The sequence below is a fragment of the Serratia sp. SSNIH1 genome, assembly GCF_002935055.1.
In the GTDB taxonomy this organism is placed as follows: domain Bacteria; phylum Pseudomonadota; class Gammaproteobacteria; order Enterobacterales; family Enterobacteriaceae; genus Serratia; species Serratia nevei.
This window is the reverse complement of sequence record NZ_CP026383.1, coordinates 1910547-1931935: the sequence shown is the minus strand read 5'-3', so window position 1 is coordinate 1931935 and position 21389 is coordinate 1910547. Positions and strand designations below refer to the sequence as shown.

General features: G+C 60.8%; 24 protein-coding genes and 1 pseudogene. 15 read left to right on the top strand and 10 right to left on the bottom strand.

Annotated features, from left to right (window positions below):
* Window positions 1-154: 154 nt before the first annotated feature.
* The gene (locus C3F38_RS09330) at window positions 155-1027 is read right to left on the bottom strand and encodes an oxygenase MpaB family protein (RefSeq protein ID WP_055316036.1); all 873 of its coding nucleotides are present in this window, start codon (window positions 1025-1027) and stop codon (window positions 155-157) included.
* A gap of 241 nt (window positions 1028-1268) precedes the next feature.
* Between C3F38_RS09330 and C3F38_RS09325 the strand changes: the two genes are divergently transcribed.
* The 4 genes from C3F38_RS09325 (at window position 1269) to C3F38_RS09310 (ending at window position 4501) form a co-directional block, all read left to right on the top strand.
* Complete coding sequence (locus tag C3F38_RS09325) at window positions 1269-1712, top strand: acetyltransferase (protein WP_047728304.1); 444 nt, start codon at window positions 1269-1271, stop codon at window positions 1710-1712.
* A 264-nt stretch (window positions 1713-1976) separates the two neighbouring features.
* On the top strand, window positions 1977-3002 hold the full coding sequence (locus C3F38_RS09320) for a methionine ABC transporter ATP-binding protein (RefSeq protein WP_041034030.1): 1026 nt from the start codon (window positions 1977-1979) through the stop codon (window positions 3000-3002).
* Window positions 2995-3663 (top strand): methionine ABC transporter permease, encoded by a 669-nt coding sequence (locus tag C3F38_RS09315; RefSeq protein ID WP_038880060.1) that lies wholly within the window; start codon window positions 2995-2997, stop codon window positions 3661-3663. Before C3F38_RS09320 ends, C3F38_RS09315 begins: the two co-directional genes overlap by 8 nt.
* Before the next feature lie 19 nt (window positions 3664-3682).
* Window positions 3683-4501: a MetQ/NlpA family ABC transporter substrate-binding protein gene (locus C3F38_RS09310; protein ID WP_047728309.1), complete on the top strand. Its 819-nt coding sequence runs from the start codon at window positions 3683-3685 to the stop codon at window positions 4499-4501.
* 281 nt (window positions 4502-4782) lie between these two features.
* Here the strand turns inward: C3F38_RS09310 and C3F38_RS09305 are convergent, their stop codons facing one another.
* Entirely contained in the window at window positions 4783-5427 is a 645-nt protein-coding gene (locus tag C3F38_RS09305) for a TetR/AcrR family transcriptional regulator (RefSeq protein WP_055316035.1), read from the bottom strand.
* Between the two features lie 175 nt (window positions 5428-5602).
* On the opposite strand from C3F38_RS09305, the gene C3F38_RS09300 reads away from it, so the two are divergent.
* Together C3F38_RS09300 and C3F38_RS09295 are read left to right on the top strand one after the other, a co-directional pair.
* Window positions 5603-5860, top strand: coding sequence for a DUF1471 domain-containing protein (locus tag C3F38_RS09300; RefSeq protein ID WP_038880010.1), 258 nt, complete (start codon window positions 5603-5605; stop codon window positions 5858-5860).
* 192 nt (window positions 5861-6052) lie between these two features.
* Window positions 6053-6310, top strand: a complete 258-nt coding sequence (locus tag C3F38_RS09295) for a YdgH/BhsA/McbA-like domain containing protein (RefSeq protein WP_004939517.1) — start codon at window positions 6053-6055, stop codon at window positions 6308-6310.
* Window positions 6311-6387: 77 nt separating this feature from the next.
* Here the strand turns inward: C3F38_RS09295 and C3F38_RS09290 are convergent, their stop codons facing one another.
* From C3F38_RS09290 to C3F38_RS26540, 3 genes and pseudogenes are all read right to left on the bottom strand, one after another.
* Entirely contained in the window at window positions 6388-7686 is a 1299-nt protein-coding gene (locus tag C3F38_RS09290) for an SLC13 family permease (protein WP_038880007.1), read from the bottom strand.
* An 84-nt stretch (window positions 7687-7770) separates the two neighbouring features.
* Window positions 7771-8091 carry a GNAT family N-acetyltransferase gene (locus tag C3F38_RS26545; protein WP_233790568.1) on the bottom strand — a complete coding sequence of 107 codons (321 nt, stop codon included), beginning with the start codon at window positions 8089-8091 and terminating at the stop codon, window positions 7771-7773.
* Between the two features lie 388 nt (window positions 8092-8479).
* A pseudogene (locus C3F38_RS26540) lies at window positions 8480-8593 on the bottom strand (helix-turn-helix domain-containing protein); the annotation flags it as partial.
* A 584-nt stretch (window positions 8594-9177) separates the two neighbouring features.
* Here C3F38_RS26540 and amyA point away from each other — a divergent pair.
* Together amyA and C3F38_RS09270 are read left to right on the top strand one after the other, a co-directional pair.
* On the top strand, window positions 9178-10668 hold the full coding sequence (gene amyA, locus C3F38_RS09275; RefSeq protein ID WP_055316034.1) for an alpha-amylase: 1491 nt from the start codon (window positions 9178-9180) through the stop codon (window positions 10666-10668).
* 120 nt (window positions 10669-10788) lie between these two features.
* Window positions 10789-11637, top strand: a complete 849-nt coding sequence (locus tag C3F38_RS09270; protein ID WP_033637570.1) for a PA4780 family RIO1-like protein kinase — start codon at window positions 10789-10791, stop codon at window positions 11635-11637.
* 9 nt (window positions 11638-11646) lie between these two features.
* On the opposite strand, the gene C3F38_RS09265 is transcribed toward C3F38_RS09270, so the two are convergent.
* Window positions 11647-11865: a hypothetical protein gene (locus tag C3F38_RS09265; RefSeq protein WP_038879994.1), complete on the bottom strand. Its 219-nt coding sequence runs from the start codon at window positions 11863-11865 to the stop codon at window positions 11647-11649.
* A 69-nt stretch (window positions 11866-11934) separates the two neighbouring features.
* On the opposite strand from C3F38_RS09265, the gene C3F38_RS09260 reads away from it, so the two are divergent.
* Window positions 11935-12762, top strand: coding sequence for an AraC family transcriptional regulator (locus C3F38_RS09260; protein WP_038879991.1), 828 nt, complete (start codon window positions 11935-11937; stop codon window positions 12760-12762).
* On the opposite strand, the gene C3F38_RS09255 is transcribed toward C3F38_RS09260, so the two are convergent.
* The 3 genes from C3F38_RS09255 to lsrG all read right to left on the bottom strand — a co-directional run bounded on the left by C3F38_RS09255 (window position 12738) and on the right by lsrG (window position 14698).
* Complete coding sequence (locus tag C3F38_RS09255) at window positions 12738-13328, bottom strand: LysE family translocator (protein WP_038879989.1); 591 nt, start codon at window positions 13326-13328, stop codon at window positions 12738-12740. The two genes, C3F38_RS09260 and C3F38_RS09255, sit on opposite strands and share 25 nt — an antisense overlap.
* 83 nt (window positions 13329-13411) lie before the next feature.
* Complete coding sequence (locus C3F38_RS09250) at window positions 13412-14317, bottom strand: EamA family transporter (RefSeq protein ID WP_038879986.1); 906 nt, start codon at window positions 14315-14317, stop codon at window positions 13412-13414.
* Window positions 14318-14404: 87 nt separating this feature from the next.
* Window positions 14405-14698 carry a (4S)-4-hydroxy-5-phosphonooxypentane-2,3-dione isomerase gene (gene lsrG / locus C3F38_RS09245; protein ID WP_004939559.1) on the bottom strand — a complete coding sequence of 98 codons (294 nt, stop codon included), beginning with the start codon at window positions 14696-14698 and terminating at the stop codon, window positions 14405-14407.
* Window positions 14699-14890: 192 nt separating this feature from the next.
* Between lsrG and lsrK the strand changes: the two genes are divergently transcribed.
* From lsrK to C3F38_RS09215, 6 genes are all read left to right on the top strand, one after another.
* Window positions 14891-16456: an autoinducer-2 kinase gene (gene lsrK / locus C3F38_RS09240; RefSeq protein ID WP_055316033.1), complete on the top strand. Its 1566-nt coding sequence runs from the start codon at window positions 14891-14893 to the stop codon at window positions 16454-16456.
* A gap of 221 nt (window positions 16457-16677) precedes the next feature.
* Window positions 16678-17862 carry an MFS transporter gene (locus C3F38_RS09235; RefSeq protein WP_038879981.1) on the top strand — a complete coding sequence of 395 codons (1185 nt, stop codon included), beginning with the start codon at window positions 16678-16680 and terminating at the stop codon, window positions 17860-17862.
* A 59-nt stretch (window positions 17863-17921) separates the two neighbouring features.
* On the top strand, window positions 17922-18815 hold the full coding sequence (locus C3F38_RS09230; protein ID WP_055316032.1) for a LysR family transcriptional regulator: 894 nt from the start codon (window positions 17922-17924) through the stop codon (window positions 18813-18815).
* 79 nt (window positions 18816-18894) lie between these two features.
* Entirely contained in the window at window positions 18895-19236 is a 342-nt protein-coding gene (gene yajD, locus C3F38_RS09225; protein ID WP_016928619.1) for an HNH nuclease YajD, read from the top strand.
* 271 nt (window positions 19237-19507) lie between these two features.
* A complete protein-coding gene (locus C3F38_RS09220; protein ID WP_038879975.1) occupies window positions 19508-20143 on the top strand; it encodes an AAA family ATPase in 636 nt (211 codons plus the stop codon).
* Complete coding sequence (locus C3F38_RS09215; RefSeq protein WP_038879971.1) at window positions 20140-20442, top strand: hypothetical protein; 303 nt, start codon at window positions 20140-20142, stop codon at window positions 20440-20442. Before C3F38_RS09220 ends, C3F38_RS09215 begins: the two co-directional genes overlap by 4 nt.
* A 47-nt stretch (window positions 20443-20489) precedes the next feature.
* On the opposite strand, the gene C3F38_RS09210 is transcribed toward C3F38_RS09215, so the two are convergent.
* A complete protein-coding gene (locus C3F38_RS09210) occupies window positions 20490-21245 on the bottom strand; it encodes a CDP-diacylglycerol diphosphatase (protein WP_038879967.1) in 756 nt (251 codons plus the stop codon).
* Window positions 21246-21389: the final 144 nt, after the last annotated feature.

Below are 21389 nucleotides of genomic sequence, written 5' to 3'. Positions count from 1 at the left end.
ATAGGGTCAGGGCGCGGCAGAATCGGCTGCGCGCCAAAAATGGAATGTGGCTTTGCCCCCAAGTGTAAAACGCATTACTGGCCGGATCACCCGTAAAAGTCTCAAAAGCGGCCGTAAACGAAGATAAACAAAGACTAATTATAGCGGCTGTGGCTCATGACGGCTGAGTGATGCGCCGCACCGCGCGCTGATAGGAGCCGTTGCGCATCGACGCCCCCAGCACCTTGCCGAGGCCTGCGGCGCCCGTTCGCACCAGCCGCCGCCGCAGCGCGCCCGGATGAAAACCGAACTGCCGCTGCGCCCAATCGGGTAACAGATCGATGCCCGCCTGCATCACCACCCCACCGAGCGGGCGCGCCAATGCGCTCGGCGCCGGCGCCTTCAGCAGAATGCGCGCCACCTCTTGCGTGCGTTCATCGCAGACCAGCTGCGGCCGCATCGCCTGCAGGTACTCTTCGACCTCCGCGCAGGACTGAGGAATTGCGGTCGCCCCCAGCGCGGCGGCCACGCGCGCCGCTTCGCGGTAGTATTGATCCTGCAAATCGCGGGAAAGATGGGGGTTGCGGTAGCGCAGGTGGCTGGCCAGAAAACGGCTGCTCTCCGCGACGTGTACCCAGGTCAGCAGCGCCGGATCGCTGGCGGCATAAGGCGTGCCGTCGCTGCCGACGCCGGTCACCCGCAGATGGATGGCTTTGACTTTGGCGATCAGCCGCTCCGCCTCGGCGGTCGGGCCGAAGGTGGTGACCGACACGAACTGGCTGGTACGGCGCAGGCGGCCAATCATATCTTCGCGGAAGTTGGAGTGATCCCACACCCCGGCCAGCGCCAGCGGGTGCAGCATCTGCAGCAGCAAGGCGCTGACGCCGCCGCACAGCATCGAGGTGAAATCGCGGTGTACCTGCCAGATAACCGACTGCGGGCCGAACAAGCCCGGATCGCCCGGTGGGTTCTCAAAATCGACGCCGCCGAGCGCCAGCCCGGTCAGGCTGAGCACCTGTTTTTCTATCGCTGCGCGTACCGCTTCCATCCTGCTGCCCTCTCGCTCATTCAGCGGCCAGTGTATCACGCGGCGGGCGCCCCATTGCGCCCTGCGGCGGTTGAAAGCATTAACTTACTGAATTACAGTTGTTATACCGCTGGCAGAAAGGCGGGCCTATTCGATCCACTGCAGAGGCGCTTTGCAGGGCGTTAACCCACGTTAATTCGGCACTAACCCCACAAAACCTCTATCTAGTTTTTTTCCTCCAACTTAGATAGCAGAGAGTTCGATGATTACCATCAGAGCACGCGCGGCGGAAGACAACGCGCAATTGGCAGATATCTGGCTGCGTTCGGTGCGCACCACTCACCATTTTTTAACCGAAGACAACATCGCACAGCTGTTCCCGCTGGTGCTGAACGACTACCTGCCGGCGGTTAACGTCTGGGTAGCCGAAGAGCGGCCAGGGCACCCCTGCGGCTTTATCGGCCTGAACGGCAACAAGGTGGAGATGCTGTTTATCGACGCCGGTCAGCGCGGCAAAGGGGTGGGCAAAGCGCTGCTGACCCACGCGGAAACGCTGCACGATGAACTGCAGCTGGACGTGAACGAGCAAAACCCGCAGGCCAGCGGCTTCTACCGCCACTACGGGTTTGTCATCACCGGCCGCTCACCGCTCGACGGCCAGGGCAACCCGTTCCCGCTGCTGCACATGAAGCTGGACAAACGCTAGCCCTACCGCCGGCCGCCCGGCGGCCGGTTTTCTCCCCCCTGTTTCACCCACCGTTTTATATATCAAATCAGAATAAGTAATAGAATTTACATTCTTCCTGTCACTATAAACCCTCGGTAGGATTGCCCGGTATTCACCCGCAACAGAGATTCCGTCCGCCACTCCCCGCCGGGTTGTGCCCCGCAGAAAAGCCGAACGATCCCTGTCCGGCGTACCGCGCTCTGGACGGAATGCTGTGATGTATCGATAAGGATCCGCTTCGCTATGATCGTTCTTTCGAACGTTTGCAAAACTTTTGACAGCACACAGGGCCGCGTCGTGGCGGTAGACAACGTCAGTCTGGCGGTAGAGGCCGGGCAAATTTACGGCATCATCGGCTACAGCGGCGCCGGCAAAAGCACGCTCATCCGCCTGCTTAACGGCCTGGAGACGCCCACCAGCGGCCGCATTGACGTAGGCGGCTTCGATATCGCCCGCGCCAAAGGCAGCCACCTGCGCCAGGCGCGCCTGAAAATCAGCATGGTGTTTCAGCACTTCAACCTGCTGTGGTCGCGCACCGTCAGCCAAAACATCGCTTTTTCCATGCAGATCGCCGGCGTGCCCAAGGCGCAGATTGCGCCGCGCGTGGCGGAACTGATCGCGCTGGTCGGCCTGCAGGGGCGCGAAGACGCCTACCCGTCGCAGCTCAGCGGCGGCCAGAAACAGCGCGTCGGCATCGCCCGCGCGCTGGCCAATAACCCGAGCGTGCTGCTGTGCGACGAGGCCACCTCGGCGCTCGATCCGCAGACCACCGACGCCATTCTCGACCTGCTGCTGGACATCAACCGCCAGCTGAAATTGACCATCGTGCTGATCACCCACGAGATGCACGTGGTGCGCAAAATCTGCCACCGCGTAGCGGTGATGGAAAACGGCCGCATCGTCGAAGAAGGCCCGGTGCTCGACGTGTTCACCCGGCCACAGCAACCGATCACCCGGCAGTTCGTCAAACAAGTGTCGCAGTATGCGGATACCGAAGAGAGCTTCAACCCGCTGCTCACCGCCCATCTGCCGGGGGCGATTTTCAAGCTGACCTTCGTGGGCGTGCAAACTCACCAGGCGGTGATCGCCGAAGTGATCCGGCGCTACGCCCTGACCATCAACATTCTGCACGGCAAGATCAGCCACACCCTCAACGGTTCGTTCGGCGAACTGTACATCCACGCCGAAGGCAACGAACAACAAGTCGCCGACATGCTCAGCTTGCTACACGAAAGAGACATCGCCGTCGAGGTTATCCAACATGATTGAATCCCTGTTCCCCCACCTGCGTCTGGATCAACTGTGGGACGCCACCTGGGAAACGCTGTACATGACCGGCTTCGCCGGCTTGGCCACGCTGGTGCTGGGCATCGTGCTCGGCGTGCTGCTGTTTTTAACCTCGAAGGGCCAGCTGTGGCAGAACCGGGCGGTCTACTCGCTGATCTCCGTACTGGTCAACGTCTTCCGCTCCATTCCGTTCATCATTCTGATCGTGCTGCTGATCCCGTTCACCAAATCGCTGATCGGCACCATTCTCGGCGCGGACGCGGCCCTGCCGGCGCTGATCGTCGGCGCGGCGCCGTTCTACGCCCGGCTGGTAGAGATCGCGCTGCGCGAGGTCGACAAAGGGGTGATCGAAGCGGCGCGCTCGATGGGCGCCAAAAACCGCACCCTGATTTTCCGCGTATTGCTGCCGGAGAGCTCGCCGGCGCTGGTTTCCGGCATCACCGTCACCCTGATCGCGCTGGTGAGCTACACCGCGATGGCCGGGGTGATCGGCGCCGGCGGCCTGGGCAACCTGGCCTATCTGGAAGGGTTCCAACGCAACCACAGTGACGTGACGCTGGTGGCGACGCTGACGATTCTGCTGATCGTTTTCGTCATTCAGTTCATCGGCGACACCCTGACAAGAACGCTCGATAAACGTTAATTAACCAAGGAAAACGATGATGAAAAAGCACCTACTGATGTTGGCTTTCGCCTCCGTCGCCACCCTCGCCTCTTTTGGCGCCACGGCAGCGACCAAGCTGGTGGTCGGCGCCTCCAACGTGCCGCACGCCGAGATCCTCGAACAGGCCAAGCCGATACTGGCGAAGGAAGGCATCGATCTGCAGATCAAGCGCTTTCAGGACTACATCCTGCCGAACACCGCGCTGGCCAGCCACGACATCGACGCCAACTACTTCCAGCACGTGCCTTACCTGAACTCGGTGCTGAAAGACCACGCCGACGACAAGAGCTACGACTTCGTCAGCGCCGGCGCGATCCATATTGAGCCTATCGGCATCTACTCGAAGAAGTACAAGAGCCTGAAGGATTTGCCGGAAAACGGCAAAATCATCATGCGCGACGCGGTGGCAGAAGAAGGCCGCATCCTGTCTATTTTTGAGCGGGAAGGCGTGATCACGCTGAAGCCGGGGGTGAGCAAGGTGGACGCGCGCATCAGCGACGTGGTGGAAAACCCGAAACACCTGAAGTTCCAGGCCAACGTTGAGGGCGCGCTGCTGCCGCAAATGTACAACAATGACGAAGGCGACGCGGTGGTGATCAACGCCAACTACGCCATCGACGCCGGGCTGAATCCGACCAAAGATCCGATCGCGGTCGAAAGCGGCGAAAACAACCCGTACGCCAACATCATCACCGTGCACAAGGCCGACGTGAACAAACCGGAGATTGTGGCGCTGGTCAAGGTACTGCACTCCAAACCGATTCAGGACTTTATCCGCGAGAAATACCAGGGCGCGGTGATCCCGGTCAATCAGTAATGGGTTACACGGCCCGGTAAAAGCCGTAATGCTGGTCAGTTAGCGTTTTATGCAGGCGTTCGTGAAATTTTCGGTCGATAAAAGTGAGATGCTCTATGTGGCTCACGCACCTCGACCGAGCCAGGGGCCGCGCCTTCGGCCCCTCCAATTGCCGTTCATGTTGGCCACAGAGAAATGCAGGACATTTACGGCAATTCCCCTGCACAGAACGCCCAGAGGCTGGATAAAAAATGCCACTCAGGATTAACTGAGCGGCATTACGGTAAAAGCCGGGCCGGTTGTTACACCTTATTGCCAATCTGGCTGAGCCGCGGCCACACCAGCATCAACGCCTCCAGCAACCGCAGCAGATCGCTCCGGCTTGCCCCTTCGCGCGCCTGCACCGACATGCCTTCAATGGTGCAAATCACGTACTTCGCCAGCAGCGCGGTGTCGGTTTTCGCCAGCAGTTCGCCCTGCTGCACCTTGCGATCGAAGCAGCCCTTCAGCGCCGCTTCCTGCGCATGATGCTTCCTGCGCAGCATCTGGGCGACGTCATCGGATGCCGACGACAGCGCGGCGGAGGCGCACACCATAAAGCAGCCTGACGGCGTGTCGGGGTCGGTAAATATCTCGGCGGAAGAACGCACGTAGGCTTCGACGATCTCGGCCACCGGCAGATCCTGCTCCAGCATTTGGTTGGCGCAAACCGTATATTTCTGCAGATAGCGCTCCACCGCCGCGCGGAACATCCCTTCTTTGTTGCCGAATTCCGCATACAGCGTTGGCGCCTTGGCGCCGGTCACTTCCACCAGATCGGCCAGCGAGGTAGCTTCATAACCGTGCCGCCAGAACAGATCGAGCGCGCTTTCCAGCGCCCGCTCGCGATCAAATTGTTTCGGTCTGCCACGGCTTTTTTTGCCGCAGACCGTTTCATTGATGCTCATCGTCCTCTCCTCTCCCGCTCCACAGCAGGGTTAGCACAAATAACTTAACGATCATTATAAAAAAATATTGCGCCCTCGTCGAGAACCTATTAGCATTTAGTTATCGATCGTTAAGATAAGTTAACGAAGCGGATTAAAACCCTCTATTCACCGTTATCGGAAAGGAAATAACATTATGAAAAACTTAAAATTAACCTTAGCAGCTCTCACTCTGGCCAGCCTTTCCTTCGGCAGCTTCGCCGCCGATTTAGTCCAGAGCCAACCGGGTGACCAGCAGAAAGTGGGCGTCATCACCGTCAGCGGCGCATCCGATCTGACCTCGCTGGAAAGCAGTCTGGCAGCCAAAGCCGATCAGGCCGGTGCAAAATCCTTCCGCATCATCGGCGCTGGCGGTAACAACCAGCTGCACGGCACTGCAGAAATCTATCAATAACAACGCATTAAGCCAACAGATTGCCTGTTCATTTGCTCACAACGCCAGGGCGTAAAAAAAATTAATTAACGAGCATTAAAAAAATACTTGCAATCTGTCAAACCGGCATCTAACATTAAATTATCGATCGTTAATTAATTTAACGACCTTACCAAACAAACATTGTAAAGAACACAGATAGGAAATAAGACTATGAAAAACCTGAAAATGACCATCGCCGCCATCGCACTGGCTTCCGTCTCCTTCGGCAGCTTCGCCGCCGAACTGGTCAACGCTCAACCGGCCGATCTGCAAAAAGCCGGCGTCGTCACCGTCAGCGGTGCGTCCGACCTGAGCAGCCTGGAAAACAAACTGGCGGCCAAAGCCGACGCAGCCGGCGCCAAATCCTTCCAGATCATCGCAACCACCGGCGACAACAAACTGCACGGTACCGCGATCATCTACAATTAATTGCCACACCGGCAATCGCGCAAAAGGGCGGCTCAGGCCGCCTTTTGTTTTATCTGCCCGCCAACGCGCCGGTCGGTTTACGGGATCCACCCCAGCAGTCTGAACCACAGATAATCCAACGGCACCAGCAGCGCAAAGCTGAGCGCGGCCAACAGCAGGCACAGCTTCAACCCTTCTCGCGCCGGCACTTTGCCCATCCCCATCGCCACCACGATCGGCGAAGCCTGATACGGCAGCAGCGGCGTGGCGTAACCAATCACCTGGGTCATCAGCACCGTCAGCAGCGGCAGGCCGCTGCCCGCAGACAACGCCTGCGCCAGCGGGGTAAACAGCGCCGGCACGCCGTTGGCGGTCACCACGAAATTCAGCAATGCGGTGATCCCCACCAGCGACCCGAATGCGGTGAATGGTTTGCCGTGCAGATCCGGCATCATCGCCAGCAGCGCACCGCCCAGCCGATCGCCAAGCCCTGAGTGGCTGACCAGCGCGGTCAACCCCAGGATCCCCGCCACGTAGATGCAGGTGCGCACGTTAACCCCGGCGGCGAACTGCTCGCCGTTGAGAAACCCGATACGCGGCAACAGGCAGAAGCAGGCCGCCGCCAACCCTATCCAGGCGGGAGCGATGCCGTGCCAGCTGTCGGTCATCCACAGCAACACCGTGGCGCCCAACAGCGCGATCAGCCGCCATTCAGCGGCGCTGAGCGGAGTTTGCGCCGCCTCGGCCGCCACCGGCTGCGGCCGCGCACGGAACAGGCCGCAGATGCACAGCGTCAGCAGCGCGCCTTTGGCGAACCCGAGCACCGGGGCGTGCAACAGCAGGTAAGAAAGATAGGCGAAGTGGCTGCCGTAGGCGCTTTCCGCCGCGCCGCTCATCACCAGGTTGGGCACGTTGGCCGGCAGGATGCTGGCGGAGAGCTGGAAGGTGCCGAACCCCACCGCCAGTGCCAAACCGATGCGGCCGCGCGTGCCCTCAGCCAGACCGGCGCGATCGGCCAACGCCATGACGATCGGCATCAGCAGCGTAATGCGCCCCATGTTGGAAGGCATGACAAACGCCAGCGCGTAGCTTATCGCCACCACCCCGCCCACCAGGCGGAGCCAGGAGCCGGCCAGGTGCGGCAAGAGCCGGTTGGCCAGGCGATCCGCCAAGCCGGTGCTGCGGATGGCGGTGCCCAGCACGAAACCGCTGAGCACCAGCCAGAATGCGGAAGACGCGAAACCGGAAAAGGTCACCGCGGCGGGCGCCAGCTGCAACACCATCACCGCCGCGAAGAACAGCAGCGCAACCAAATACTCCGGCAAGCGGGCGCTGGCCCATAGCGTGATGACCACCAGCGTGACCAGCGCGGGCAGCGCCATCGGATCCCCCAACATAGTTTCCTCCCTGATAAAACGTTGTGATTGTTATCAAACGGTTAACAGGGTGGCACAAGGCGCGGGCGCTAACCTTGAAACCGCTCACATATCGTCGTTCTTCAGATTTTTCAGCATGCACACGTTACAGCCGTGATGGCCGGTGTTGCCGCGCCGTTCCGTCAGCAGCGTGAATCCCAGCGCGTAGTACAACCCGATCGCCTCTTTCAACTGTTCGGTGGTTTCCAGGTAGCAGTAGCGATACCCCGCCGCCCGCGCCGCCTTCAGCGCCTGCACCACCATATAGCGCGCCATGCCCAGCCCACGCGCGCCGGGTTTGAAGAACAGCTTTTGCAGCTCGCAATAGCCGGGCTCTTCGCCCGCCAGCGGCGCCATGCCGACGCCCCCCCACCACCTGCCCGTCACGCTCCAGCACCCAGTAGTGGCCGCCGTTGTCGCGATACAGACCGGTCAGACGATCGAGATCCGGATCGTGCAGGCTGACGCCTTCCATCTTGTCCATGCCGTACTCACGAAACACGTCGCGAACGATCGCCGCCATCGCCGCATCGTCGCGCGCGGCAATCGGCCGCACCCGCAGGTTAGCGTCGCGCTGTTTGCGCGCGCTGCGCAGCGCCGCAGTCATCTTTTTCATCGCCGCGGTGGTGCTCGCCAGCTCATCGTCGTCCAACTGCGCCAGCGCCGCCTGCATAAAACCGTCGGCGTCGCTCTCGATGCCGGCCAGCGCCTTGCCGCCCTTTTTACTCAGCCGATGCAGGTTGTGCCGCTTGTCATCCGGATGATCCACCGTTTCTATCACACCGGCGGCAACCAGGCTGCGCAGCGCCCGGCTGGCGCTGGCTTTGTCGATGCAAAGCCGGGCCGCCAGCTCGGTGACGCCCAGCGGCTGCTCGCTGACTTCAATCATCAGATGGATCTGCAGCGGCGAAAAGCGCGAGCCGTTGCTCTGCTTGTTCAACATGCCGAATTCTCTGACCAAACTGCGCGCCAATGCTCTGAAATCCCTGATGTTCACGACGTTATGCTCCCCTGTTCTTCCACCTTCACGCTAGGTTGGATGGATTATTGGTTGATAGTGTTACCTAATTTCGAGCATAACGATAACGCATAAACAATCGCGAATGAATAACCAACGGGATATCTGAATATGTCAAAATATTTCATTAACTAGAATTTAAAACCAATTAATTAGTTATTTAAAAAACTAAAATCCAAACTTAAATTTAAAATTAAAATAAAAAACCAATAATAATGAGAGTAAAAACATCAAAATTTGATAAATAAAAAAATAAAACAAATATCTATTTGAAAAATAAGATATAAAAATTAAAATGTGAAAACTTGATATCAACAACTTAACCGCTATCTGGTCAACGTCGGTTACATATTTACGCCTGCCTTCCCGCGCCTCCCTGCGCCATTGTCCCTTTTGGCAAAAGTAGCCCATGCTTTAACGGCTCCTCTCCTTCTTGCTAACCGGGACGCTGGCTCATGACGAAAAAAACCACCCTGCTGCAATTCTTCCACTGGTACTACCCCGACGGCGGCAAACTGTGGCAGGAGGCCGCCGAGCGCGCCCCGCACCTGGCCGAACTGGGCATTACCGACCTGTGGCTGCCGCCTGCCTACAAGGGCGCTTCCGGCGGCTACTCCGTCGGCTACGATACATACGATCTGTTCGATCTCGGCGAATTTGACCAGAAAGGCAGCGTGGCCACCAAATACGGCGACAAGGCGGCGCTCGAACATGCCGCCACTACGCTGCGCGAACACGGCGTGGGGGTGCTCTACGACGTGGTGTTCAACCACAAGCTCGGCGCAGACGAGAAAGAACAGGTACACGTGTTCAAGGTGGACGCCAACAACCGCAACGACATCGACGACCAAGGCTTCGACGCGCTGGCCTACACCCGCTTCACCTTTCCCGGCCGCCAGGGCGTGCATTCCGAGTTCATCTGGGATTACACATGCTTCAGCGGCGTCGATTACGTTGAGCAGCCGGACGACAAGGGGGTGTTCAAAATCGCCAACGACTATGGCGACGACGGCTGGAACGATCAGGTCGACGACGAAAAAGGCAACTACGACTATCTGATGGGGGCCGACGTGGAGTTCCGCAATGCCGCCGTGACGGAGGAGCTCAAATACTGGGCGCGCTGGCTGTTGGAAAGCCTGCCGTGCGACGGCTTCCGCCTGGACGCCGCCAAACACATTCCCGCCTGGTTCTTCAAAGAGTGGGCGGATCACGTGCGCGGCAGCGCGCAGCGCGACCTGTTTATCGTCGCCGAATACTGGTCGCACGATCTGAGCGCGCTGCAACAATACATCGAGCTGGTGGACGGCAAGGTGATGCTGTTCGACGTGGCGCTGCACCTGAAGTTTCATCAGGCGTCGAAACAGGGCGACGGCTTCGACATGGCGCAAATCTTCACCGATACCCTGACCGCCGCCGATCCGGCCCACGCGGTGACGCTGGTCGCCAACCACGACACCCAACCGCTGCAATCGCTGGAAGCGCCGGTAGAACCCTGGTTCAAGCCGCTGGCCTACGCGCTGATCCTGCTGCGCGAACAGGGCGTGCCCTGCGTGTTTTACCCCGACCTGTATGGCGCCAGCTACCGCGACAAGGGGCGCGACGGCGGCGAGTACCAGATTGACATGCCGGCGATCCCGGAGCTGGAGAAGCTGATCGCCGCCCGCCAGCGTTTCGCCAACGGCCCGCAAACCGACTACTTCGACGACAGCCACTGCGTGGCCTTCAGCCGCGCCGGCACCGCCGAGGCCCCCGGCTGCGTGGTGGTGCTGACCAACGGCGGCGAGGGCGGCAAGACCGTCGCACTGGGCACCGATTTGGCGCACACCGCCTGGCGCGATTTCCTCGGCAACCGTCAGGAGGAAATCACCACCGACGACCAGGGCAGCGCCCATTTCCCGGTCAACGCCGGCAGCGTCAGCGTCTGGGTGCCGGCCGCCAGCCTGTGAGCGCCCGCCGCCGCGTAATGATGACGCGGCGGCAAAACTAATGTTTGCCTTTCGGGTCTAACTTACGCTATCAACTGCGCAAGCCATTCACACCGGAGCCTAAATAGGGTACAAGGCTGCATGAAAATTCCAAAACGACTCCAGCCGCTGGTTGATGACGGGTTAATCGACGACGTCATCCGCCGGTTGAAAAGCGGCAAAGAAGCCGATGTGTTTATCGTGCGTTGCGGCGATGAGATCCGCTGCGCCAAAGTGTACAAAGAGGCCGAGAAGCGCAACTTCAAACAGGCCGTTCACTATCAGGAAGGGCGTAAGGTGCGCAACAGCCGCGACGCGCGCGCCATGAGCAAAGGCTCCAAATTCGGCCGTCAGCAGCAGGAAGAAGCCTGGCAAAACACCGAAGTGGACGCGCTGTATCTGCTGGCCAAGGCCGGGGTGCGGGTGCCGCAGCCGGATATCTGCCTGGACGGCGTGCTGCTGATGGAGCTGATCACCGACGAAGAAGGCCTGGTGGCGCCGCGCCTGAGCGATGTCATCCTGACGCCGGAACAGGCGCGCGCCGATCACGCCCTGATGATGAACTACGCGGTGCGCATGCTGTGCGCCGGGCTGGTGCACGGCGATCTGTCGGAATTCAACGTGCTGATGGATAAAGACGGGCCGGTGATCATCGATCTGCCGCAGGTGGTGGACGCCGCCGCCAACAACCACGCCAAAAGCATGTTCGAGCGCGATATCGGCAATCTGGCCGAGTATTACGGCCAGTTCGCGCCGGAGCTGCGCGACAGCCAATACGCCAAAGAGATTTGGGCGCTGTATCAGGAAGGCAACCTGACGCCGGACAGCGTCCTCAGCGGCCGGTTCAGCGAAACCCTGAAACGCGCCGACGTCGGCTCGGTGCTGGAAGAGATCCAGGCCGCCGGCGAGGAACATCAACGCCGCATGATGGCGCGCAACGCGGAAGAGTAACGCGCCGCGCTATTCGACGCGAAACACGTCCGGCCGCTGCGGCGTCGCCGCCTCGTGATAGATATCCCCCAGATAGCCGGCGATCTCCTCTTCACGCAGATCGGCCGGCAGCACGATATCGTAGCTGGGGGCATATTTGCGCTCCGGCAGCGTCACGCGGAACAGCCGCCATTCGTCCCCGATGCGCTTCACGCCCAGCAGACGGCCGAATACGTTAAAAATCATCATCCGCCATTCCCCCTCTCGTCACTTTCAGGCTATAACACTGTGATGCCGCCGCAGTGAAAAGGAAAGCGTATGAGTGAAAAAACGCCGCAGTTCTGGCGCGATCCGCAGTTGCCGTTCGTCGAAGCCCGCGCCATCGCGGATGGCCGCCAGGTGTGCTACAGCCTGCACAGCCACGAATTCTTTTCCATCGGCGCCATCACCGGCGGCGTCAGCACCTATGTGAACGGCGAGCGGCGCATGCAGGTCAGCGCCGGCGATCTGGTTGTCATCAACCCGCAGCAGGCGCATGCCTGCAACCCCATCGCCGATCGCCGTTGGTCGTACATCATGTTCTATCTCGATCTCGCCTGGCTCGGCGCGCTGCAGCAGGAGCTGCTCGGCGGCGACGGTGACCGTTTTGTTCCGTTCAGCCAGCCGCTCAGCCGCGATCCGGCGCTGTTCCACGGCCTGAACCGGCTTTATGCGCTGCTGACGGATCCGCTGTGCTGCGCGCTGGAAAAACAGATCGCCATGGTGGAGTATTTCAGCGCCCTGCAGCGCGGGCTGGGCGATGCCCGCCAGCCGGAGACACCGGCGCATACCCGACTGGAAGCGGCGGCGGCGTTTATCGACGCGCACTGTACCCGGCCGCTGACGCTGGACGACATTTGCCGCGCCGCCGCGCTGTCCCCTTCTTACCTGATCCGCGCCTTCCGCCAGCGCTACGGCATGACGCCGCACGCCTATCTGGTCAATCGCCGCGTGCAGCACGGCCATCGGCTGTTGAAGAGCGGCCTGCCGATCGCCGCGGCCGCCAGCGAAAGCGGCTTTGCCGATCAGGCGCACTTCCAGCGCACCTTCAAGCAGCTGCTGGCCGCCACGCCGGGGCAGTATCAAAAACCCTCCGCCAGCAGATAGCAGGCGCTGGCCGCCAACAGCAGCGCCATCGTCCGGTTGAAACGCCGAACGTTGCGCGCCTGCCTGAGGAGGCCGCGCAGCATCGCGCCGACATAGGCCCAGCAGGCCACCGAGGTATAGCAAATCACGAAGTAGAGCCCGGCGAACTGCCACAGCAGCCGGATGTCGCCGTCGCCGACAAAGGCGCCGAGGCTGGCCACCGACGCCAGCCACGCCTTGGGGTTCAGCCATTGCATCAGTGCGCCGTACCAACAGGAAGGCGCCCGCGCCGCGCCGTTGCCCAATCTGCCGTCGTCAAACGCCAGCCGATAGGCCATAAACAGCAGGAAGGCCACGCCGGCCCACTGAATCAAGCGGGTCAGCGCCGGCCACAGGGTCAGCAGCTGGTGCATGCCCAATCCCAGCAGCACCAGCAACAGGGTAAACCCCAGCGTAGCGCCGAACACGTGGCGCTGGGTCGCGCTAAAGCCGAATTGCGCCCCGGCGCTCAATGCGACGATGTTGACCGGACCGGGGGTAATGGAGGCCGCCAGCGCAAACGCGGCCATGGAAAGGTAGATATTCATGATGGGTACCTGAGAAAGTATTCACAGGCCCCAGAATGCCGGCCGCCGCCGACACCGTATTGAACAGAATTGCCCTGTTCGGTTTAACGCGCGATCGCCGCCCGGCGGCGCGGCAGGCCGAAGGTGTTGACCGCCATGCCGGCCAGCACCAGCAATGCGCCGCCGAACTGCGCCGGCGACAGCGCTTCGTCCAGCAGCAGCCAGGCGGCGAACAGCCCGACCAGCGGTACCAGCAGCGTCAGCGGCGCAACCCGCCAGGTTTCATAACGCCCCAGCAGGCTGCCCCACACTGAATAACCGAACAGCGTGGCGGCGAACGCCAGGTAGGCAACCGCCAGCCAGGTGCCGACCTGCACATGGCTCAGGCTGCTCAGCACCGCCTGCGGGCCGTCGAACAGCCAGCTGCAGGCCAGGAACGGCACGACCGGGATCGGCGCGCTCCACACCACCAGCGATAAAATATTACGCTGCGGGAAACCGGCCAGGATCTTCTTGTTGGTCAGGTTGCCCAGCGCCCAGGAAAACGCCGCCGCCAGCGTCAGCAGCAGGCCCGCCAGGGGGACCGCGCCGCTGCCCGGCTTATGCAGGCTGGCCTGCATAAGCACCAGCATGCCGCCGCTGGCGATAGCGATGCCGACAAAATGGTTGACGCGCAGCTTTTCGCCCATCAGCACGACACCCAACAGCAGGGTGAAGAACACCTGCGCCTGCAGCACCAGCGAAGCCAGCCCCGCCGGCATGCCCACCTTGATGGCGACGAACAGAAACGCAAACTGCGCGAAGCTCATGGTCATGCCGTACAGCAGCAGCCATTTCCACGGGATCGTCGGGCGCGGGATAAAGAAGATCGCCGGCAACGCCACCAGCAAGAAACGCATCCCGGCCAGCAGAAACGGTGGCATGCCCTGTAAACCGAACTTGATCACGACGAAATTCACGCCCCAGATCACCACCACCAACAGCGCCAACAGCCGATCGCGCAATGTCATCCTCGCCCCGCTTATCCCATTGAAAATTCGCTTTAGCTTGCAGGTTACAACCAAACCGGGCGCATGGACACCGGCAAACGCCGGCGATTATTCAGGCATCAGGCCGATAAAGGTGGTCTTCTTGCGCGGGCCGGTCATCAGCGCTTCCAGCTTCTCCACGCACTGCAGGTAGTGCGGGGTCTGCTTGTGCGCCGCCACCGCCTGCTCGTCGCGATAGGCTTCGTAGATGTAAAACCGCGTCGGAATCTGTTCGTCCTGCAGCACGTCGAAGCGCAGGTTGCCCGGCTCTTCGATTGCCCCCAGGTGATTGGCGCGGAAAACATCGATAAATTCGTCGATTTTGTCTTGTTTAACGTTGATCTCAACCAATGTGACGTGCATGGCAACTCCTTGTTTAAACGGCGTACCGCAAAATGACTCTTTCCAACCATAGGTTTATTCCCGTCGATTGCCCGCCGCAACGGCAATTTTGCCGCCTGGCTCACAAATCGCATCGGCGACGCCCACTCCTCCCCCGGCGGGGTAAGGCGGCGGCATCTATAGTTAACACTCCTCCCCCTGAGAGCATAGGCTATGGATAACTACTTGATGGCGCTGGACGCAGGAACGGGCAGCATTCGCGCGGTGATCTTCGATGTGGCGGGCAACCAGATAGCGCACGGCCAGGCGGAGTGGCAACACCTGGCGGTGCCGGGCGTGCCCGGCTCGATGGAGTTTGACCTCAGCCACAACTGGCAGCTGGCCTGCCAGTGCATTCGCCAGGCGATGCAACGTGCAGGCTTGAGCGCTCAGGCGATCCGCGCGGTGGCCTGCTGTTCGATGCGTGAAGGCATCGTGCTGTACGACCGCAACGGCGTGCCGATCTGGGCCTGCGCCAACGTCGATGCGCGCGCCAGCCACGAAGTCAGCGAGCTGAAAGAGCTGCACAACCACGGCTTCGAACGCGAGGTGTATCAATACTCCGGCCAGACGCTGGCGCTGAGCGCCATGCCGCGCCTGCTGTGGCTGGCGCACCATCGGCCGGACATCTACCGCCAGGCGGCGACGCTGACCATGATCAGCGACTGGCTGGCCAACATGCTCAGCGGCGAGCTGGCGGTCGATCCTTCCAACGCCGGCACCACCGGCATGCTGGATCTGACCAGCCGCGACTGGTGCCCGGCGCTGCTCGACATGGCCGGGCTGCGCGCCGATATTCTGTCGCCGGTGAAAGAGACCGGCAGCGTGCTGGGGCGCGTCACCGAACAGGCGGCGCAGGAGAGCGGGCTGCTACGCGGCACCCCGGTGGTGATGGGCGGCGGCGACGTGCAGCTCGGCAGCCTGGGGCTCGGCATCGTGCGCGCCGGGCAGACGGCGGTGCTCGGCGGCACCTTCTGGCAGCAGATCGTCAACCTGCCGGAGCCGGCCATCGATCCGGAGATGAACATTCGCATCAACCCCCACGTCATTCCCGGCATGGCGCAGGCGGAATCCATCAGCTTCTTTACCGGCCTGACCATGCGCTGGTTCCGCGATGCCTTCTGCGCGGAGGAAAAATTGCTGGCGGAGCGGCTGGGGGTCGATGCCTACAGCCTGCTGGAAGAGATGGCGGCCAGAGTGCCGCCGGGCGCCTACGGCGTGATGCCGATCTTTTCCGACGCCATGCATTTCAAAACCTGGTACCACGCGGCGCCGTCATTCATCAATATGTCGATCGACCCGGAGCGCTGCAACAAACAGACGCTGTTCCGCGCGCTGGAAGAGAACGCCGCCATCGTCTCCGCCTGCAACCTGGAGCAGATCGCCGCCTTCTCCGGCGTACAGGCGCGCTCGCTGGTGTTCGCCGGCGGCGGGGCCAAGGGTAAGCTGTGGAGCCAGATCCTCAGCGACGTCACCGGTTTGACGGTGCGGGTGCCGGTGGTGAAAGAGGCCACCGCGCTGGGCTGTGCGATCGCCGCCGGCGTCGGCGCCGGGCTGTACGAGTCGCTGGCCGAAACCGGCGAGCGCCTGGTGCGCTGGGAACGCGAACACCAGCCGGACATGGCCCACCACGCGCTGTATCAGGAACAGAAAGAAACCTGGCGGCAGGTTTACGCCGATCAGCTGACGCTGGTGGATAACGGCCTGACCACTTCGCTGTGGAAAGCGCCGGGGCTGTGAACGCCACGCGGCATTCGGTCATAACCTTATGCCGTTTTATTCCTTTCCCCTCAGCGCGGCGCAAGCCGCGTTTTCACCCGCCGCCGGCGATTGTTTCCCCTCAGAAACAGTGTAACCACCGCAAACGGATTTATCCGCGGCTTCGGCCTGCCGTAGATTGTGACTTCGGTCACATCGCGCCCCGAGCGCGGCCTGCGCATTCACCCAAGACGAGCGGCATTATGCTGAATAATAAAGATAAACCTGCATCATCCCCGTGGCCGGCGATCTTCTCGCTGACGGTCGCCTGTTTTGTCATGGTCACCACCGAGTTTCTGCCGATCGGCCTGCTGACCAACATCGCCCCTTCGCTCGGCGTCAGCACCGGCACCGCCGGGCTGATGGTCACCATGCCCGGCATCGTAGCGGCGGTGGCCGCCCCCGCATTAAGCCTGATTTCCGGCCGCCTGGACCGGCGTTTACTGATGCTGGGACTGTCGCTGCTGCTGATCGTCTCCAACCTGGTGGCGGCGCTGGCCGTCAACTTCCCGATGATGCTGCTGGGCCGCGTACTGCTGGGCATCTGCGTCGGCGGCTTCTGGTCGTTCGCCGCCAACTACGGCCGCCATCTGGTGCCGGAAGCCAACCAGGGCCGCGCCACCGCGCTGATCCTCAGCGGCATCTCGGTCGGCGCGGTGTGCGGCGTGCCGGCGGGGGCGCTGATCGGCGATCTGTTCGGCTGGCGCGCCGCCTTCTTCGGCGGTGCGGCATTGGCGGTCGGCGTACTGCTGGCGCAGCTGCGTTTGCTGACCTCGGTGCCGCCTTCCCGGCCGGTCACGCCGCGCGATCTGGTGCTGCCGCTGCGCCTGCCGATGGCGCGCATCGGCCTGATCGCTATCGTGCTGCTGTTCATCGGCCACTTCGCCGCCTACACCTATCTGCGGCCCCTGCTGCAACAGGTGTTCGTCCTTAGCCCGTCGGCAATCTCGCTGCAGCTGTTGGCCTATGGCGCCATCGGCCTGCTGGGCACCTTCCTCGGCGAGCGTCTGGGGGAATACAGCCTGCGCGCCACCTTCATCCTGATCGCCGCCATGCTGGCAGCCATCCTCATCGTCTCGCCGCTGCTCAGCGGCCTTGGCGGCGCCACACTGATGGTGATGGTCTGGGGGCTGGCCTTCGGCGCGGTGCCGGTATGCGCCACCAACTGGATGTTCGCCGCGGTGCCGCAGGCGCCGGAAGCCGGCCAGGCGCTGCTGGTATGCGTGGTGCAGATCGCACTGGCCTCCGGCGCACTGCTGGGCGGCGAGGTGGTGGACTGGCAGGGCGTCAGCAGCGCCATGCTGTTCGGCGGCGCACTGATCCTCTCCGCCGCGTTGGTGTTCGGCCTCAGCTTGCGCTCCGGCGCGATTGGCGCTAAACAGTGTTAATCCTTATTTATCCGCAGAAACGCGCCCCGGCCGCCGCCGGGGCGTTGCGCTGAGAGCCTATGGACCATCATCTACTCGCCATCCGGGTGTTTAACCGCGTGGTGGAAACCGGCGGCTTTACCCGCGCCGCCGATTCGCTGGGCATGCCGAAAGCCACGGTGACCAAGCTGATCCAGAGCCTGGAAGATCACCTGCAGACCAAGCTGTTTCAGCGCACCACCCGCAGCGTGTCGGTCACCCGCGAAGGCGAATGCTATTACCAGAATACGGTGAAATGGCTGGCGGATTTGGAGCAGATGGAAGGCTGCCTGACCGAATCGCAAAGCTCACCGCAAGGCGTATTGCGCATCGACACCGGCGGCGGCACCGCGCGCCGGCTGCTGCTGCCCGCGCTGCCCGATTTTCTGGCGCGCTACCCGCAGATACAGATCGATCTGAGCGTCGGCGACCGCGTTATCGATCTCATTAGCGACAGCACCGACTGCGTGATCCGCAGCGGCCCGCTGGCCGATTCCAGCCTGATCGCCCGCCGCCTGTTCGATCTGGACTGGGTGAGCTGCGCCACCCCGGCCTACCTGGCGCGCCACGGCACGCCGCGCCACCCGTGCGATCTGGAGCAGGGTTTCCCGATGGTGCACTATCGCCATCCGGTCAACGACCGCATCCATCCGCAACGCTATGTCGAGCGCGGCAAAGAGATCGCCATCCAGCAACGCTATCCGGTCAGCATCAACGAAGGCAACGCGCTGCTGGCGGCGAGCCTGGCCGGATTGGGCATCATCCAGACCTATCGCTTTATGGCGCAGCCGCACCTCGACAGCGGTGAGCTGGTCAGCCTGCTGCACGACTGGCAGCCGCCGCCGGAGCAGATGTACGTGGTCTACCCGTCCAACCGCCACCTCAGCGGCAAACTGCGGGCGTTTATCGACTGGGCGGTGGAGACGTTTCGCTAGCGGCAGGATGAGCCGCACGTTGTAGCCGCACGCAATGTGGTATTATTTGCCGCATAGTGATTCACGACGGACGACCACCATGGCCTATATCCCCAAAAACTATGCGAAGCTGGAAACCGGCTACCGCGAAAAAGCGCTGAAACTGTTCCCCTGGGTGTGCGGGCGCTGCTCGCGCGAGTTCGTTTATTCCAACCTGCGCGAACTGACGGTGCACCACATCGATCACGATCACAGCAACAACCCCGAAGACGGCAGCAATTGGGAAATGCTGTGCCTGTATTGCCACGACCACGAGCACTCGAAATACACCGAAGCCGATCAATACGGTTCGACGGTGGTGGCCGGTGAAGACGCACAGAAAGATGTCGGCGTCGCCACCCACAACCCGTTCGCCAACCTGAAGGCGATGATGAAGAAATAATGTCGACAACAGCTTAATGGGTCACTAACTTATTAAGCTGTTAAATTAACAAAACCCGCCTCCGCATCGCCACTTCCCAGAGAATTCCTACTTACCCATCCGGGCCATCCAGCGCAAAATAAGCTGCGCAGTTAACGACATACTGGCTTGGCAAGCCGCCGCAGTTGGTGCATATTGTTCGCGAGTTGTTCTTGTTAACCTGTTTGATTATCAACCTAATAAGCACATTAACTTAATAAGTTATCAGCTTAATAACTTGAGAGATGGCAGCATGATTGTCCTGATTGGCTCGCAAAAAGGCGGCGTCGGCAAATCGACGAAAGCGGTGAATATCGCCGGGTATCTGATTCTTAAGCAAGGCAAGACGGCGATCATCGTCGATGCCGACGACCAGAAATCGATCATGACCTGGTACAACGACCGCCAGAACGTCGAAGGGCTGCCGCACATTCCGGTGGTGGCAGCGTCGGGCAAAATCAAGGAAACGCTGCTGGAACTGGATCGCCATTACGACTACGTGATCGTCGACACCGCCGGCCGCGACAGCGCCGAACTGCGCTCCGGGCTGCTGGCCGCCGATCTGTTCCTCTCGCCGCTGCGCCCTTCGCAGATGGATCTCGACACCGTCGGCTATCTGTCGGAGATGTTCTCCACCGCGCAGGAGTACAACGAAAAGGTCAAAGGCTACATCGTGCTGAACATGTGCCCGACCAATATCTTCATCAACGAAGCCAACGAAGCGGCGCAGGTGCTGAGCGAATACCCGGAGTTCACGCTGGTGAGCCACCGCCTGTGCGACCGCAAGATTTATCGCGATGCCTGGGGCGAAGCCATCACCGTGCATGAGGCAAACAACGAAAAGGCGCAGAGCGAAATTGAATGCCTGGTGAAAGAGGTGATCCTGTGAAGAAGCGCACCCCCACCCACCGCATGTCGGAAGACGAATTCATCAACAGCGCCACCTCGCACACGCTGCCGGTCGCGGTGCCCGCGCCGGAAGCCAAACCGGCCGGCCGCAAGCGCACCTACAAGGCGATCTCCGTCAGCCTGACGGACAACCACATTGAAGCCATCGATGAGGTGATCGTCCAGGCGGCGCGCAGCGGCATCGTGCGCATCACCCGCTCCGACATCATCAAGCTGGCGATCGACGGGCTGGCGGAGAAAAGCGAAGCGCAGCTGCTGGAACTGCTGAAGAAGCTCTGACCACACGGCAGCCGGCGGCTAATGCAGCCGGCGGGTTGTCATCATCTTCAGTTGCCCGCCACCGCGCACTGATAGTCCTGGATTTCACCGGCCGACCCCAGATTCAGATCGGTCAGCTTCAGACGGTTCGCCAACAGCAACATCTCGCCCTGTGGGCTGACCGCCAGCGCCAGGCCATAATTGCCGATGCTGTCGCCCTGCTTGACCACATAGTTGTGCAGTAAACGGAAAGGATCTTCCTGGGTTAAATCGGTGCCCGCCAATTTTCTGGCCAGATATTGATGGCCGACCAATTTCACCGCCAGCGGGCGCCACTGTTGATCTAATTGCTCCGCCTGCTGCCCCAGCGCGTTATAGACATCCTGACGCAGGCAGGCAACGTGAATATGCAGCTGATTCTGAGAGCGACCATATTTCGAATTGACCGCCAGAGAAAGCCATGCATCTTTTAGCGGTTTACCCAGCTCGCCGGATATATGTTCACGGTTATTCCAGGCCTGGGCGAAATAAGGCGGCGCGTGCTCCGTCTGCAATGCCGGGCTCTCGATGCCGCTGACCTTTTCGGTTGGCATCACCAGATCGTGATAGGGGCCTTTACTGTCCTTGAACAGCACATAACCCTCGGTTAAATCAACCTTTAAGCAGGGCGCCGGATCGTTGTTCTGCTGCTGATTGGGCACGCACTGTTGGCTGACGATTTGCCACAGCGCATTCGGATTACCACGCCCGAAGAACCACCACAGCACCGCCGCCAGCAGCAAAATGACAAGCAAAATAATTAATAGTCTGAAAAGTCTTTTCATCGTGACTCCCTGTTTACTTATTCCATCTTGAAAGGAGCGCCAGCATAAACCAAGGCTCTTATCGTCACCAGAATATTATCCTTAGCATCACCTTTCATTGACGTCTTGTTATCAAGAGAAATTAAAAATAAGGGTTTACCTAAG